The sequence below is a fragment of the Marinitenerispora sediminis genome (assembly GCF_003336425.1).
Classification (GTDB): domain Bacteria; phylum Actinomycetota; class Actinomycetes; order Streptosporangiales; family Streptosporangiaceae; genus Marinitenerispora; species Marinitenerispora sediminis.
Map to the genome: position 1 here is coordinate 94,586 of NZ_QEIO01000016.1, position 16,091 is coordinate 110,676.

11 protein-coding genes and 1 other RNA gene are annotated in these 16,091 nt (G+C 71.9%); 1 reads left to right on the top strand and 11 read right to left on the bottom strand.

The features are described from left to right. Positions 1-5: 5 nt before the first annotated feature. Positions 6-377: a transfer-messenger RNA gene (gene ssrA / locus DEF28_RS05040) on the bottom strand. A 97-nt stretch (positions 378-474) separates the two neighbouring features. Beyond that, positions 475-993, bottom strand: coding sequence for a MarR family winged helix-turn-helix transcriptional regulator (locus DEF28_RS05045; RefSeq protein WP_147280056.1), 519 nt, complete (start codon positions 991-993; stop codon positions 475-477). Positions 994-1,016: 23 nt separating this feature from the next. On the opposite strand from DEF28_RS05045, the gene DEF28_RS05050 reads away from it, so the two are divergent. Then, positions 1,017-1,433 (top strand): nuclear transport factor 2 family protein, encoded by a 417-nt coding sequence (locus DEF28_RS05050; protein WP_158562765.1) that lies wholly within the window; start codon positions 1,017-1,019, stop codon positions 1,431-1,433. Positions 1,434-1,698: 265 nt separating this feature from the next. Here DEF28_RS05050 and DEF28_RS05055 read toward each other — a convergent pair whose 3' ends face one another. The 9 genes from DEF28_RS05055 to DEF28_RS05095 form a co-directional block, all read right to left on the bottom strand. Continuing rightward, positions 1,699-3,678 (bottom strand): penicillin-binding transpeptidase domain-containing protein, encoded by a 1,980-nt coding sequence (locus DEF28_RS05055; RefSeq protein WP_233515103.1) that lies wholly within the window; start codon positions 3,676-3,678, stop codon positions 1,699-1,701. 327 nt (positions 3,679-4,005) lie between these two features. Continuing rightward, positions 4,006-4,470: an SsrA-binding protein SmpB gene (gene smpB / locus DEF28_RS05060; protein ID WP_114396114.1), complete on the bottom strand. Its 465-nt coding sequence runs from the start codon at positions 4,468-4,470 to the stop codon at positions 4,006-4,008. Between the two features lie 44 nt (positions 4,471-4,514). Next, positions 4,515-5,423: a permease-like cell division protein FtsX gene (gene ftsX, locus DEF28_RS05065; RefSeq protein WP_181874192.1), complete on the bottom strand. Its 909-nt coding sequence runs from the start codon at positions 5,421-5,423 to the stop codon at positions 4,515-4,517. Positions 5,424-5,499: 76 nt separating this feature from the next. Beyond that, positions 5,500-6,189: a cell division ATP-binding protein FtsE gene (gene ftsE, locus DEF28_RS05070; RefSeq protein WP_114396116.1), complete on the bottom strand. Its 690-nt coding sequence runs from the start codon at positions 6,187-6,189 to the stop codon at positions 5,500-5,502. 395 nt (positions 6,190-6,584) lie between these two features. Next, positions 6,585-7,700: a peptide chain release factor 2 gene (prfB, locus tag DEF28_RS05075; protein WP_114396117.1), complete on the bottom strand. Its 1,116-nt coding sequence runs from the start codon at positions 7,698-7,700 to the stop codon at positions 6,585-6,587. Between the two features lie 67 nt (positions 7,701-7,767). Then, a complete protein-coding gene (locus DEF28_RS05080; RefSeq protein WP_114396118.1) occupies positions 7,768-8,607 on the bottom strand; it encodes a hypothetical protein in 840 nt (279 codons plus the stop codon). Positions 8,608-8,837: 230 nt separating this feature from the next. Further along, complete coding sequence (locus DEF28_RS05085; RefSeq protein WP_114396119.1) at positions 8,838-13,697, bottom strand: NAD-glutamate dehydrogenase; 4,860 nt, start codon at positions 13,695-13,697, stop codon at positions 8,838-8,840. Positions 13,698-14,089: 392 nt separating this feature from the next. Next, a complete protein-coding gene (locus DEF28_RS05090) occupies positions 14,090-14,788 on the bottom strand; it encodes an HAD family hydrolase (RefSeq protein WP_233515107.1) in 699 nt (232 codons plus the stop codon). A gap of 573 nt (positions 14,789-15,361) precedes the next feature. Further along, positions 15,362-16,091 (bottom strand): aldehyde dehydrogenase family protein (locus DEF28_RS05095; RefSeq protein WP_114396121.1); only part of this gene is annotated, 730 nt, incomplete at its 5' end.

The following is a 16,091-nucleotide window of genomic DNA, read 5'->3' on the forward strand; positions in this document are numbered from 1 at the left end:
CGCGGGGGTGGAGGTGGCGGGAATCGAACCCGCGTCCTTCAGTACCGAGACAGGGCTTCTCCGGGCGCAGTCTGCTCAGCGTTCTACTCGGCTCCAGCGCTCTCGCAGACAAGTCGCTGACGAGCCCAGCCACGTGAATGTCCCGGTCAGGCCCCGTGGCCTGATCTGACCGGTAAGTCCCCTTAACGATGCCGGACCCTGAGCCGGAGACGGGCTCAGACCGACAGAGTCGCTATCGCTTAGGCAGCGAGAGCGAACTCAGTGCGCTTGGAATTGGCACTTGTTATTTGTGCGATCGCAGGATTAACGAGGTCACAACCGCAACCCTCGGCCCGCTTCCCCTGAAGCGTCTACCGAAGTCGAAACCGATCACCCCCTGTGGAGTTGTCAACAGGCCCTGGGGCCCGCTCGCACGCGCGACCGGGATCGCTCGTACAGTGGCAACGCTACCCTCATAACGCCCGAGAGACCAAGTCAATTCCCGTCGCCGGCGCGGACGTCCGGGCCGCCGGCCGGCTCCGGAGGGAGTCCCGCGGCGGCCAGGTCCGCGGTGAAGCGGACGAGCAGGCGGGCGAAGGCGGCGCGCTCCTCGGCCGGCCAGCCGGCGGTTCCGCGCCGGAAGACCTCGGCCTGGAAGTCCAGCGCCGCCGCGCGCAGCCGCACCCCGTCCTCGGTCAGCCGCAGCCCGGCCACCCGTGCGTCGTCCGGGGCGGCCGCCCTGGCCAGGTAGCCCTCGCCGAGGGCCGCGGCCGCCATACGGCTGGCCGTCGACGGGCGGACGTGGATCCGCTCGGCGACGTCGCCGACCCGCAGCTCGGCGTCGGCGCACGGGAACGCCTGCACGACCAGCACGCTCGCGGTCGGCCGGTTCCCCCGGCGTGGCGGGCCGCCGGAGGGCGGGGCCGCCCAGCGGCGGACGAGGTCGAACAGCGCGCTACCGGCCGCGCCGGCGAGGTCGGCTTCCTTCTGCACCGCCCCAGTGTTCCACGGCACCTCTTCACTCTAGACTTATGTGTATGACACATATAAATCGCGCCGCCCCCTGTCCCACAGGGCTCGTGCACGCCTGGCACGACGCCGTCAACCGCGGCGACGCCGAGACCGCCGCCGGCCTGTGCGGGCCCAACGTCCGGGTCGGCGGCCCCCGGGGCGGGAGCGGCGGCCGAGACGCGGTCCGCGCCTGGGTCGGGCAGGCGGGCGTGCACCTGGTGCCGCTGCGCACCTGGAGCGTGCCCGGGACCACCACCACGGTGGTCGTGGAGCAGCAGGCGTCCTGGCCGGGCCGGCCGGAGCCCGGGGCCGGCGAGGCGCGGCGGGCCGCCTCGGTGTTCCGGGTGACGGACGCGGGGATCAGCGCGATCCTGCGCTTCGCGGACCTGCCCGGTGCCCTCGCCGACGCCGGACTGCCCGCGGACGCGCCCGCCGACGAGTGAACCTCGGGCAACGAGAAACCCCCGCGGGCGCGGACGGGATCCATCAACGCTGCCCGCGAGGGCGGCCGGCAGGGTCAGGCCGGCCTCGAACCAACAGGGCCTCCCCCGAGATGAGGTCCTGCCATTCACGACTGGTCACCACAACCCCCTTTGTGGGCCAGTCATATAGGAAGACGCCCCGGGGGGCCAGGATGGTTGCCCGGCCCCGCGGGGCGTTTCACTCCGCGGCGGCTCCCCGCTGGAGCGGGGGGTCCGCCAGCCGCTCTCAGTACGTCGGACCGCCGCCCGCGGCGCTGTTGCCGGCGGCCTGGGCGCCCTCCGCCGCTCCGGCTCCGATGTCCTGGACGTAGTCGTAGGGCAGGCGCTGCAAGAAGTCCGCGATGGAGCCGACCGCGTAGGAGTACCCGGCGGACTCCGGGCCCACCTCGACCGCCGCCGCGAAGGCGACCTGGCCCTGGAACCCGACGAACCACTGGACGACGGTGTCCTCGCCGTCGACCTCCTGCCGGGCGGTCCCGGTCTGGCCGTGCACCGGCACCGTGCCGACGTTGGCTCCCGTCCCGGCGCCCTGCTGGACGGTCGCGCGCATCATGGTGCGCAGGGCCTGGACCGTCTCCGGGTCGAGTTCGGCGCCCGGTTCGGGCTCCTCGGCCTGCTCGGTGTCGGTGACCAGCCGGGGCGCGTGCCAGGAGCCGTCGGCGACCGCCCCGGCCGCCAGGGCCATGCCGAGCGGGCTGACCCGCACTCCTTCGGCACCCACCAGCGCGGCCGAGGTCGCCGGAGCGCCGTCCGCCACGGAGACCTCGCCGGGGAACGTGGGCACCGACAGCCGCCAGTCGCCGCCGACGCCGAACGCCGCCGCCGTCTCGGCGACCTGCTCCGGCGCGACCCGGTCTCCCAGGCTGGCGAAGGCGGTGGTGCAGGCGCTGGCGAAGTCCTGCGTCAGGGTCGTCTCGCCCCACAGCTGCCCGGCGGCGTTGCTGAAGGTGCGGTCACCGACGTTGAGCTCCGCCTCGCACGGGACATGGGTGTCGGCGGTGACCTCCCCGCTACCGAGCAGGGCGGCGGCCGAGATGATGGTGAACGCCTCGCCCGGCAGGTACTCGTCGGTGAAGGCGCCGGCGTGGTCGGCGCTGTCCGGCTGGCTGGCGGCGGCGAGGATCTCGCCGCTGCGCGCGTCCACCGCCACCACCGAGGCGTGGCGCACGATGGCGCTGATGCCGGCCAGCGAGCCCTCCGCGGCCTCCTGCACGGCGCTGTCCAGGGTGGTGCTGAGCGACCCGCTCGACTCCCCTGGCCACTCCTCCAGGACCTCGGTCTGCTCACCGCTCGCGTCGAGCGTCACGATCTTGGTGGTGGCGGTGCCGGCGAGCTGCTGCTGGAACACGCTCTGCAGGCCGCCGAGTCCCACCGTGTCGCCGGCCTGGTAGGGGCCGGACACCCGCGAGGAGACCTTGTGCTCGACGGTGCCCGCGACGTCGCCGATCACCCCGGCGGCCATCGTGGGATTGAGCGGCATCGTGAGTTCGGTGGTCTCGACGCCCGGGATGCTCCCCGCGCGGGTGAGCAGGGTCGGGGCGACGTCGTCGCGGCGCATCAGCACCAGCGGCTGGAACTCCTCCGGGGGCGCCGAGCGGACCCGGTTGAGCAGCGGTTCCGGGTCCTCACCCAGCAGTTCGGCGAGCGCGCCGACCCCCTCGCTCACGTCGTCGAGCGCGGCCGGGCGGACCCCGAACGCCACCACGTCGGTGCCGCCCACCAGGGGGTTCTCGTTGCGGTCGTAGATCTGCCCGCGGTCGGGGACGTCGTAGGTGACGGCGAGGCGCTCGCCGTCGCCGAGCCGGGGGTGGATCACCGCGGGCGACCACTGGATGACCCAGCCCGTGCCGCTGCGGGTCAGCGGCATGCTGCCCTCGTAGGTCCACACCGGGTCGCCGATGCCGAGATCGGCCTGGACGTCGAAGGTCGCCGTCGCGCTGTCCCCCTCGCGGGAGATGGGACCGAGCCCGAGCCGCAGGGCGGCCATGTCCAGCTGGTCGCGGGCCTGGCGGAGCGCCTGGGCGACAGCGTCGACGTCGCCATCGGTCTGGCGGGCGGCGGATTCGTAGTCGCCGGCCTGCCAGTCCAGCAGGAACGTGCGTACGGCGACCTCGGGGCTGGGCTCGGCCGCGCACGCGGTCACGGCCGCCGCCATGGCGAGACTCGCGCCGGCGGCGAGGATTCGACGGAGGTGACGGGGGGACACCCTCGGTGGTCCTTTCACAGCGCCTGTGCGCTTGTCGGGTGCTCCGGCCGAGCGGGCCCAGCCAGAGCGGCTGCGGAGCGGGACGAGATCCGAGCGGCTGCGGAGCGGGAACCAGCCAGAGCGGCCGCGGAGCGGGAAGAGATCCGAACGGCCGCCGAACCGGAAGAGGCCCGAGCCGCCGCCGGGTGCGGAAACACCCGAGCGGCCGCGGAGCGGCGAACCGCGCCGGGGACGCGCGCGGCCCCGGAAGCGCCAGCCCGGCCGACCGCGGCGCGCGCCGCCCCGGGACAACTCACCTCGCCCACGCCGCGCTCCCCGGAACACCGCTCAGCGCCGGCGGCGGAGCGCCCGTTCGACCTCGCGCGCCGCCTCGCGTTCCGCGATGGCGTGGCGTTTGTCGTACGAGCGCTTGCCGCGCGCCAGCGCGAGTTCGACCTTGGCCCTGCCGTCGCGGAAGTACAGCATCAGCGGGACCAGGGTGCGTCCCGGTTCCTGGGTCTTGCCGATCAGCTTGGCGATCTCTTCGCGGTGCAGCAGGAGCTTACGCGGCCGACGCGCTGCGTGGTTGGTCCAGGTCCCGTGCGCGTACTCGGGGATGTGGACGTTCTCCAGCCACACCTCACCGTCCTTCACCTGGGCGAATCCGTCCACCAGGGAGGCGCGCCCGGCACGCAGCGACTTCACCTCGGTGCCGGTGAGGACGAGCCCCGCCTCGTAGGTGTCATCGATGTGGTAGTCGTGCCGAGCTCGCCGGTTCTGGGCGATGACCTTGCGCCCCTTTTCCCGTGGCACTGGATCTTCCCTTCCTGACCGCACGCGCGCGGGCCGCGGTGGGCTCAGACGCGCAGGTAGCGGCGCAACGTGAGGAACGACGCGATGGTACAGAGCAGCACGCCCAGGATGATCGACACGCCGATCACGTAGAAGACCGACCCCAGGCCGAGCGTGACGTTGAACTGGAACCACGACTGGATCCGGTCCAGCAGGAAGTACTTCGTGGCGAAGATGAACCCGGAGGCGAAGATACCGCCGATCAGGCCGGAGATCGCGCCTTCCAGCAGGAACGGCAGCTGGATGTAGAAGTTGGACGCGCCGACGAGCCGCATGATGCCGGTCTCGCGCCGCCGGCTGTAGGCCGACAGCCGGATCGTGTTGCCGATGAGCAGCGCGGCGGCGACCAGCTGCACCATGGCGACGGTCAGCGCGGCCCACTTGAGGCCGTCGAGCAGGCCGAAGAAGCGGTCCAGGACCCCCTGGTCGTTGGAGATGGTGTCGATACCGGGCCGGCCCTCGACCGCGCTCTGCACGGCCTCGTAGTCGTCCGGGGTCGCCAGCTTCACCCGGAAGTTGTCCGGGATGTCGCCCTCCTGGGTGGCCTCGACGAGGGCCTCCTGGTTGGAGAAGCGCTGCTGGAAGTCGGCGTAGGCCTCGGCCGCGGTGACGTACTCGACGCTGGCCACCTCCGACATCTGGTCCAGGTCGGCCTGGATCGCCTCCCGGTCCGCCTCGGTGGCCGCACCGTTCTCCTCGCAGACCGCGCTGGGGGAGTTGTCGGTGCACAGGTAGATCGTGAGCGAGATCTGCGAGTCCCACGTCCGGCGCATTTCCGTGACCTGCTGGTTGATCAGCAGACCGGCGCCAAAGAGCGCGAGCGAGATCGCCACCGTGGTGATCACCGCGATGGTCATCGTGAGGTTTCGGCGCAGGCCGATCCAGATCTCAGAAAGTACGAACTGTGCTCGCATGATGTATTAAGGGTCCATCCTTGTCGGGCTTCGCCGCGCTGCTCGGCCAGCGCTGGAACGCGCAGCCGACCGGGCCTCAGTAGGCCTGGCCGTACACACCACGCGTCTGGTCCCGCACGACCTGGCCCTCTTCGAGCTCAATGACGCGTTTGCGCATCGAGTCGACGATGGCGGCATCGTGGGTCGCCATGACGACGGTCGTTCCGGTCCGGTTGATTCGGTCGAGCACCTTCATGATGCCGATCGACGTGGCGGGGTCGATGTTTCCGGTGGGCTCGTCGGCCAGCAGGATCTGCGGCCGGTTGACGAACGCCCGCGCGATGGCGACACGCTGCTGCTCGCCGCCGGAGAGTTCGCCGGGCATCCGGGTGGCCTTGCCTTCGAGGCCGACGAGTTCGACAACCTCCGGGACCACCTTGCGGATGAACCGGCGGGGCTTGCCGATGACTTCCAGGGCGAACGCGACGTTCTCGAAGACGTTCTTGTTCGGCAGCAGCCGGAAGTCCTGGAACACGCAGCCGATGCGGCGCCGCAGGTGCGGCACCTTCCAGTTGGACAGGCGTGCGAGGTCCTTGCCCGCGACGTGCACCCGGCCCTTGGTGGGCTTCTCCTCCTTGAGGACAAGCCGCAGGAACGTTGACTTACCCGAGCCGGACGGGCCGACGAGGAAGACGAACTCCCCCTTGTCGACGTCGATGGAAACGCCGTCGAGAGCCGGGCGCTTCTGGGTCGGGTAGACCTTCGTGACGTTTTCGAGGTGTATCACAGGAGCATCACAAGGTTCTCGGAGGTAGGGGTGCCCAGGCGGGTTCCGATCCGCGCGGGGCAGGAGTGGCCACTTGGCCAATCGACAGTGTAGGGGGGAATGCAACCCGGAATGTCCAGATCGACACACGCCGCCGACCCGGATCTCTCCGGGTCGGGATCAGCGATCGCGCCCCGCCGCGCGGCCCCTGCGGTGGTCCGTGGCCCACGCGGTGGTCGCGGCGAACGCGACCCGGAACCGTGCCCGCCGCGGTTTCCGGCGGCCGGGCGCCCTCCCGCCCCACGCCGTTCGTCGGCGGTGGCTGGTACAGCAGGGTAGAGCATATCGGAACCGTCAACCGGTCATAACGGTCACATATACCCGCCGTCCCCCGAGCCCGCTCCGAGGCGTTGGCGCTACTCCGCGTCGCGCTCCTGGTTGCGCATCCAGCGGATCTCGGCGTCGATGAACTCGTCGATCTCGCCGTCCAGGACCGCGCCGGTGTTGCCGGTCTCGGTGTTGGTGCGCACGTCCTTCACGCTCTGGTACGGGTGCAGCACGTAGTTGCGCATCTGGGTACCCCAGCTGCTGGTCGCCTCGCCGCGCAGTTCGGCGAGCGCCGCCCGCTCCTCCTGGCGCTTGCGCTCCAGCAGCTTCGCCTGGAGCACCGACATGGCGGTGGCCCGGTTCTGCAGCTGGGACCGCTCGTTCTGGCAGGAGACCACGATGCCGGTGGGCAGGTGGGTGATCCGCACCGCGGAGTCGGTGGTGTTGACGCCCTGGCCGCCCGGGCCGCTGGAGCGGTACACGTCGATACGCAGGTCGCCCTCGTCGATGTCGATGTGGTCGCTCTGCTCCACCACCGGCACCACGTCGACACCGGCGAACGAGGTCTGCCGGCGGCTCTGGTTGTCGAACGGGGAGATCCGCACCAGCCGGTGGGTGCCGTGCTCACCGCGCAGGGTGCCGTAGGCGAACGGGGCCTTCACCGCGAAGGTCGTGGACTTGATCCCGGCCTCCTCCGCGTAGGAGGTGTCGTAGATCTCCGTCGGGTAGCCGCGCCGCTCGGCCCAGCGCAGGTACATGCGCTGCAGCATCTGCGTCCAGTCGGCCGCGTCCACCCCGCCGGCCTGGGCGTTGATGGTGACCAACGCCTCGCGCTCGTCGTAGGGACCGGAGAGCAGCGTGCGCACCTCCAGGTCGCCGACGTCCTTGCGCAGCGCGGCGAGTTCGGCGCGCGCCTCGGCCAGCGTGTCGGCGTCGTCCTCGGCCGCCGCCAGCTCGAACAGGACGCCGAGGTCCTCCAGCCGGCGCTGGATACCCTCGACCCGGGTCACCTCGGACTCCAGGTAGGACAGCCGGCGGGTGACGCGCTGGGCGTTGTCCTGGTCGTTCCACAGCTCGGGGTCGGCAGACTGCTCACGCAGCTGTTCGATCTCCGTGCGCTTGGCGTCGAGGTCCAGCACGGATTCCACGCTCGCCAACGTCGACGAGAGTTCCTTGATCTCTTCCGCGGGGTCTTGGTCTGCCACGTTGGCAAGTCTAGGGCCTGTCGGGCGGGTCCGGGCCGCGGCGGGCGGGGCCGCCCGCCGCGGCCGCTCAGATACCGGCGGCGAGGCAGGCGGCATCGACCCGCAGCGACAGGTCCGCGGCCCGCTCGACCGCGTCGGCGTCGAGCTCGACCCCCCGGAGCCGGGCGAGCGCCAGCGCCGCGTCACCGGCCCGGCCGCGGCGCAGGCACGCCTCGACGGCCTCGATCAGCGGCCATGGACCGCACGACCCCGTCCAGCGCTCCACCACGAGCCGCGCGCACTCGTCGTCGCGGCCGGCCGCCGCCAGCGCCCGGGCGGCCGCGGCCAGCGGGCCGGGTCCGCGCGGGCGCAGGTCGCACGCGGAGGCGAACAGCTGGACGGCGGAGCCGGCGTCGCCCCGGTGCAGGGCCAGCTCGCCGAGCATGACCGTCGCCCGCCAGCTCTGGCGTGACCGTTCGGTGAGCCAGCGCACCGCGTGTTCGTCGCCGTGCCGACGGGCCTGGTGCTTGTATCCCCACGCCAGGGCGTCGGCGTGGTCGGGGTCGTACCGCAGGGCGTTGTCCAGCGCGGTGTCGACGTCGGCGGTGCTGCCCCGCCAGGAGGCGAGCGGGGCGAGGGCGAACCAGGTGTCGGCGCCACCGCCATGCGTTCTGATGTGCCGGAGCAGCACGTCCTCGGCGCGGCGGTGTTCGGCGCAGCCGCGCAGCGCGAGCGCGAGGACGAGGGTCCCGCGCTCGGCGTCCTCGTCGATCTCGCGCAGCCGCTCGGCCGCGGGCAGTACCTCCCGCCCGGAACCGCCGTCCAGCGCACCGAGCACGAGCGACCGGAGCCGCTCGGGATCGTGCCACGCCTCGGCCACCCGTTCCGCCAGTTCACCGCGGCCCTCCGGCCGCACGCCCGCATTCACCCCCACATTGCAGCAGAACGTGACAGGTCCGACAATGCCCGGCACCGGAAGACCGCCACGGCGCCCAGCCCCTGGACGCGGAGTCCGGCCGCGGCACGGCCGAGCCCGGGCTCACCGGCTGGGTGCGGCCCGGGGCCGCCGGCCGGGGGTGGTTCGCCACCGGGGCCCGAGCCGGCGCGAACGGCGCGGTGGCCGCGGCCCTCCGGGGAGGGCCGCGGCCACCGGCGGGATCAGCTGCTGGAGGTCACCAGCGACCGGATCGCCCGCAGGGCCACCGAGAGCGTCGCGAGGTCGAACCGCTCGCTCTCCCAGATCTCCGACAGCGTCTGGCGCGCACGGCGCACGGCGCTCTCGTTCTGCTCGATCCAGTGAGCGCGCAGCTCACCCGGCCCCTCGCCGGGGCGGCCCGACACCAGCACGTTGCGCGCGAGTTCGGCGTGCGCGGCGTAGAGGTCGTCCCGGACCGCCGAGCGCGCCATGGTGCTCCACCGGTCGTCGCGCGGCAGCGCGATGATCCGCTCGCGCAGCCGGCTGATCTGGAGCTCGTCGGCCAGGTGGAAGTACACCTCGGCGACCTCGCGGATCGCCCGGCCGGTCTGGTGCGCCACATCGACCAGATCGAAGGTGGAGTAGGCCGGCACCATGCCCGCGACCCGCTCGGCGAGTTCCTCCGGCACGCCGCGCGCGACGTACAGCGAGCGGCGCTCGCTGAACGCCTCCAGGTCACCGCCGCGCAGCAGCGTCGGCAGCTGCGGCACGATGGCCGGCACGCCCTCCCGGAAGAAGGCGATCTCCTGGCCGAGGTCGAAGGGCGCCGAGCGGTTGCGCAGCAGCCAGCGGGCGGCGCGCTCGGTGAGCTTGCGGCCCTCCAGCAGCATCTTCAACTGGGTGTCGACGTCGACCTGGTGGTCCAGCTCCTCGACCGCCTGCCAGAAGTCGGGCATCCCGAAGACCTCGCGGACCACGAGGTAGGCCCGCGCGATGTCGTCGGCGCCCGCGCCGGTCTCCTCGTTCATCCGGAAGGCGAACGTCGAGCCGGACCGGTTCACCATGTCGTTCACCACCTGGGTGGTGACGATCTCCCGGCTCAGCGGGTGCTGGGGCATGGCGTCGGTGAACCGCTCGCGCAGCGCCGTGGGGAAGTACTCGGTGAGCGTCGTGCGCAGGTACGGGTCGTTCGGCAGGTCGGAGGCGAGGATCTCCTCGCCGAGGGTGATCTTGGCGTAGGAGAGCAGCGTCGCGAACTCGGGGCCGGTGAGCCCCTGCCCACTGGACCGCCGCGCCGCGACCGTCTTGTCGTCGGGCAGGAACTCCAGCTTGCGCTTGAGCTTCTTGGCCCGCTCCAGCCGGCGGATGTAGCGCGCGTGGACGTGCAGCATGCTCGACGCCTGGGTGCGGGCCGCCGCGAGCGCCACGTTCTGGTCGTCGTTGTTGCGCAGGACCAGCCGGGCGACCTCGTCGGTCATGCTGAGGAACAGCTCGTCGCGCTCCTCCCGGGTGAGCCGGCCGGCGCGGGTCTCGCGGTCCAGCAGGATCTTGATGTTCACCTCGTGGTCGGAGGTGTCCACACCGGCGGAGTTGTCGATGAAGTCGGTGTTCACCCGGCCGCCGGCCAGTGCGAACTCGATGCGGGCGAGCTGGGTCAGCCCCAGGTTGCCGCCCTCGCCGACGACCTTCGCGCGCAGCTCGGTGGCGTCGATCCGGACGGGGTCGTTCGTCTTGTCGCCCACGGCGGCGTTGGTCTCGCCGGACGCCTTGACGTAGGTGCCGATCCCCCCGTTCCAGAGCAGGTCGGCGGGTGCCCGGAGCACGCACCGGATCAGCTCGAACGGGGTGAGCGAGGTGACGCCGTCGTCGATGCCGAGCGCCGCGCGGACCTGCGGGGTGATCGGGATGGACTTGGCGGTGCGCGGGTGCACGCCGCCGCCGGCCGAGATCAGCGCCGGGTCGTAGTCCGCCCAGGAGCTGCGCGGCAGCTCGAACATCCGGCGCCGCTCCGCGAACGAGGTCTTGGGGTCGGGGTCGGGGTCGAGGAAGATGTGCCGGTGGTCGAACGCGGCCAGCAGCCTGATGTGCGGCGACAGCAGCATGCCGTTGCCGAAGACGTCACCGGACATGTCGCCGATGCCGACCACGGTGAAGTCCTCGTTCTGGACGTCCACCCCCATCTCGCGGAAGTGGAAGCGCACGGACTCCCAGGCGCCGCGGGCGGTGATGCCCATGGCCTTGTGGTCGTAGCCGACCGAGCCGCCGGAGGCGAACGCGTCGCCGAGCCAGAAGCCGCGGTCGGCGGCGATCCGGTTGGCGATGTCGGAGAACGTCGCGGTGCCCTTGTCCGCGGCGACCACCAGGTAGGAGTCGTCGCCGTCGTAGCGCACGACGTCGGCCGGGTGCTCGATGTCGCCGTTCACCAGGTTGTCGGTGACGTCCAGCAGGCCGCTGATGAACTGCTGGTAGCAGGCCACCACCTCCGCCTGGACGACGTCGCGGTCGGCGCCCACCGGGAGCTGCTTGCAGACGAAGCCGCCCTTGGCGCCGGTGGGCACGATGACGGCGTTCTTCACCATCTGCGCCTTGACGAGCCCCAGCACCTCGGTGCGGAAGTCCTCGGGCCGGTCGGACCAGCGCAGGCCGCCGCGGGCGACGGCGCCGAACCGCAGGTGCACGCCCTCCATGCGCGGCGAGTACACGAACATCTCGCGCTTGGGGCGCGGCGCCGGCAGGTCCGGGATGTTCTCCGGGTCCAGCTTGTACACGAGGTAGGGCTTGCCGGCGTCGGGCTCGGCGGATTCGGGGTCGCGCTGGAAGAAGTTGGTGCGCATCGTGCCCTCGATGAGGGCGAGGAACGCCCGCAGGATGCGGTCGTGGTCGAGGCTGGCGACGAGGTCGAGCTCGCCGCGGATCTCCTCGGCGATGGCCTCGGTGCGCTCCTCGCGCCCGGTCCCCAGCCGCGGGTCGAACCGCGACTCGAACAGCCGGACCAGCAGGTTGGCGAGGTGGACGTTGGCGACGAGCACGTCGGCGATGTAGGCCGGCGTGAACGTGCTGCCGGTCTGGCGCAGGTACTTGGCGTAGGCGCGCAGGATGGTGAGCTCGCGCCAGGTCATGCCGCCGCGCAGCACCAGGGCGTTGAAGCGGTCGGACTCGCCCCGGCCGTGCCAGAGCGCGACGAAGGCGTCCTCGAACAGCTCCTTGAGGCGGGCGGCCGGCAGGTCGGCGGTCTGGACGGGCGCCAGCCCGAAGTCGTAGACCCACAGCGGCCCCTGCGCGACCCGGTAGGGCCGCTCGTCGACGACCTCCACCCCCATGTGCTCCAGCAGCGGGAGCACCCGCGACAGCGAGATGGGCTCGCCGCTGCGGTACACCTTGAACCGCAGGTCGCCGAGGGACCTGGCCGGCTTGTAGAGGTTGACGGTGAGGTCGTCCGGCCCGAGCGCGTCGAGGCGGGAGATGTCGAGCACCGCGGTGGCGGCGTCGGTGTCGGCCTTGTAGCCCTCCGGCAGCGCCTGGCCGTAGCGGTGCAGCAGCTCGGTGGCGCGGTCGGGGCCGAAGCGCTCGGTGAGTTCGGCGACGAGGTCGTCGTCCCAGGAGCGCGACGCCTCCACGACCTCGGCCTCCAGCCGGGCGTGGTCCACCTCCGGCAGCGCCTGGCCGCGCCGGGCGCGCACCACGATGTGCAGGCGGGCCAGCGGCGCCGAGCCGACCATGACGCTGTGGTCCATGGTCGCGCCCTGGAAGGCGCGGTCGAGGACCTGCTGGATCTCCAGGCGCACGTTGGTGTTGAAGCGGTCCCGCGGCATGTAGACCAGGCAGGACATGTAGCGGCCGTAGACGTCGCGGCGCAGGAACAGCTTGCTGCCGCGGCGCTCCCGCAGCCGCAGCACGCCGAGCACGATGTCGTACAGTTCCGGCACCGAGGTCTGGAACAGCTCCTCGCGCGGGAAGCCCTCCAGGATCTCGACGAGGTCCTTGCCGTCGTAGCTGTCCTCGTCGAAGCCGGCGAGGTCGAGGACCTCGGCGAGCTTGCGGCGCAGGATCGGGATCTGGGCGATGCTGGCGGTGTCGGCCTCGTAGGTGAACAGGCCGAGGAAGCGGCGCTCCCCGACGACGTTGCCCTGCTCGTCGAACTTCTTGACCCCGATGTAGTCCAGGTAGCGGGGGCGGTGCACGGTGGCGCGGGAGTTGGCCTTGGTCAGCACCAGCACGTGCGGCTCGCGGGCCTTGGCGCGCGCCTCGGGCGGCAGCGCGGCGAAGCTGGACGACATCGAGCCGTCCAGTCGGAGCAGGCCCAGCCCGCTGCCGGCCTGCGGGCGCAGCCCCTCGTTCCCCTCCTCGTCGGTGACGAGGCGGTACTCGCGGTACCCCATGAACGTGAAGTGCCGGTCGGCGGCCCAGCGGAGGAACTCGACGCTCTCGCGGAGCTCGCGCTCCTCCACACCGCCGCGCTGCAGGGCGGCGGTGGAGGCGGCGACCTCGTCCGCGAGCGCGGCGGCGCGGTGCCGCATCTTCGCCGCGTCCTCGTCGACGTGCCGGACATCGGCGAGCACGCGTTCGAGGTCGGCCTCCAGGCGCTTGAGGACGGCGGCGTCGGACTGCCGGTCGATCTCGATGTGCATCCACGACTCGGCGAGCGGCTTGAGCGTGTAGGACTCGGGCTCGATCTGGACGAGCCGGCCGGTGAGGTCGCGCTCCACCCGCAGCTGCGGGTGGATGACGAGCTGCACTCCGATGCCCTGCCGGTTCAGCTCCATGGTCACGGAGTTGACGAGGAACGGGGCGTCGTCGGTGACGATCTCCACCACGGAGTGTCCGACGTCCCAGCCGTGCTCGGCCTGCGTGGGCGTGTAGACCCGGACCCGGGCGCGGCCGGGCGGACGGTATCCGGCGAGCTGGCAGTGGGCCATGGCGGCCCCGCAGACCTCGGCGGGTGCCCGTTCGGTGAGTTCCTCCGGGGCGACGTGTCGGTAGTACAGCCGTAGAAACCGTTCGGCCTCGTCGCCGTTGGCGGGCGACAGGTCGGAGCGTTCGGGCCAGTGGGTCACGGCGTCGTGCAGAAGCTGATCCGTTACGGCGTCTGACTGCCCGGACATGTGCGATCTCACTCCCTTGTGAGTCGTCGGGGGTTGCCGCCAGGCGTCTGGGGTCGGCCCAGACGTCGGGTGTCACCGACCTGCGGGCGCGCGGCGGCGACGCCGGACGGACGCGTCCGGTACGACCGCACCGGGCGGTCCGCGTGGCGGATCGGACCGTGACACGCAGGTCTGTTCATGCCGACGGGGACGTCCTTGTCCCTACCGGTCTGCCCTTTAGGCTACTGCTTCTGCCCGGACAGGACAGCGATCAACACCGTTAACAGTGCGTTTCACCAGTTCCGCTCGGCTGCGGGGCAGATGCGGGCATCCGTCGCGATACGGCGAGGCGGCGGCGCGCTCCCGGCGGGGCCGGCTGCGGGCGGGGCCGGGGCGCGCCGTGCCGCATGCGGTCAGGCGGCGTCCACCGCCGCCGAGCGGATCGCGGTGACCAGCGCCTGCGGGTCGGTGAGGTCCCGGACCACCTGGGCCGCGCCGGCGGCCCGCAGCTGGGACTCCGTGGCCGATCCGCTGACCACGGCGATGGGGACGGCGTGCCCGATCCGGGCGGCCTCCACGTCGCGCACGGACTCGGTGACGTAGAAGGTGGCGTGCTCCGGGAAGCGCCGCCCGTAGGCCTGTTCGGCGCGCATCCGGGTGAACTGGATGAGGCTCGCCTTGGGGTAGTGCTCGGAGCCGAAGCCGCCGATGCTGAGGTCGAGGTGGCGCTCCAAGCCGAAAGCGGCCAGCTTGGCCATGGCGTTGGACATGATGGACCCGGTCACCACGGTCTGCACGGTGTCCTCCATCCGGCCGACCGCGGCGAGTGCGGCCTCGGCGCCGGGCATGGCCCGGCCCTGCGCCGCGAGCTGGTCGCGGCGGCGGGCGAACGCGTCGCCGAGCGCCTCGGTGAAGTCGGGCAGCGGGTCGTCGTCGGGGTCCGCGTCGACGTCGTTGCGCGCCAGGAACTCGAAGAAGATCTCGGAGTCGGTCCGCCCCGCGGTGGTCGCCAGGTAGACGAGCGGCTGGCCGGTGACCTTCTCGAAGGCCTCGGCGTAGGCGGCCCGCGTTACCCGGGCGACGTCCACGAGGGTGAGGTCGATGTTCCACAACACCAGCCGGCTGATGGCAGGCTCCTTTCCCCGTTCGCTCCCTACGGGAGGCTCATTTTCCTGTTCAGGCCCGACGGGAGGCTTCCATTTCCCGTTCATTCGCCACGGGAAGCGCCCTCCCGTTCACTCGCCACGGGAAGCGCCCTCCCGTTCATTCGCCACGGGAAGCGCCCTCCCGTTCATTCGCCACGGAGGCTCCTTAACACCATCCGGCGCGCCCTGGGAAGGGCGGGGGACGAAGGCGGCGCAAGCCGGACCGAAGCGGCGGGAGGGACACTCCGCCCTTCGCCGTCTATCTTGCCGCACTGCGCGGTGGACGCGTCCCGTGGTCGCCGAACCGCCCGCCGGCTTTGTCAGGCGGGCACCACGACGGGCCCGGGGCCGGCGCCGGTCGCGGTGACGTCCGCTCCCCGGCCCGGGAGCCAGCAGGGCTGCCGGGCCCGCTGACCTGGCGCGGGCGCGCCGGGCCCGGTCCGCCGGAACGGGATCGGCGGGGCTCGTCAGGGCGGACGCGCCCCCACCGAGCTACGGGGCGGCCCTGTCCCGCCGGTGACCGCATGCCCCGCCAGGGCGTCAGCCCATGTGCGGGTAGCGCCAGTCCGTGGGCCCCACGAAGGTCTCCTTGAGCACGCGCGGGCTCGTCCACCGCATCAGGTTGAAGACCGAGCCGGCCTTGTCGTTGGTGCCGGAGGCGCGGGCGCCGCCGAAGGGCTGCTGCCCGACGACGGATCCCGTGGGCTTGTCGTTGACGTAGAAGTTCCCGGCGGCGAAGCGCAGCGCCCGGGTGGCCGCCGCGATGGCAGCGCGGTCCCGGGCGATCACCGCACCCGTGAGGGCGTAGGGGGCGGCGTCGGCGGCCTGGGCGAGCACGGTGTCGTAGAGGTCGTCGTCGTAGACGTGCACGGCGAGGATCGGACCGAAGTACTCGGTACGGAACACCTCGTCGGTCGGGTCGTCGCCCTCCAGCACGGTCGGGCGGACGAACCAGCCCACCGAGTCGTCGGCGGTGCCGCCGGTGAGCACCGTGACCGAGTCGGTGGCCTTCGCCCGCTCCAGCGCGGTCACGTTCTTGGCGAACGCCCGCTCGTCGATGACGGCGCCCATGAAGGTGGACAGGTCGCCGGTGACGTCGCCGACGGTGAGCGCCTCGACCTCCCCGAGGAAGTCGTCGCGCATGGCCGACCACAGCGACCGGGGCAGGTAGGCGCGGGACGCCGCGGAGCACTTCTGCCCCTGGTACTCGAACGCCCCCCGCACCAACGCCGTCCGCAGCACATCCGGATCAGCCGACGCGTGCGCCACC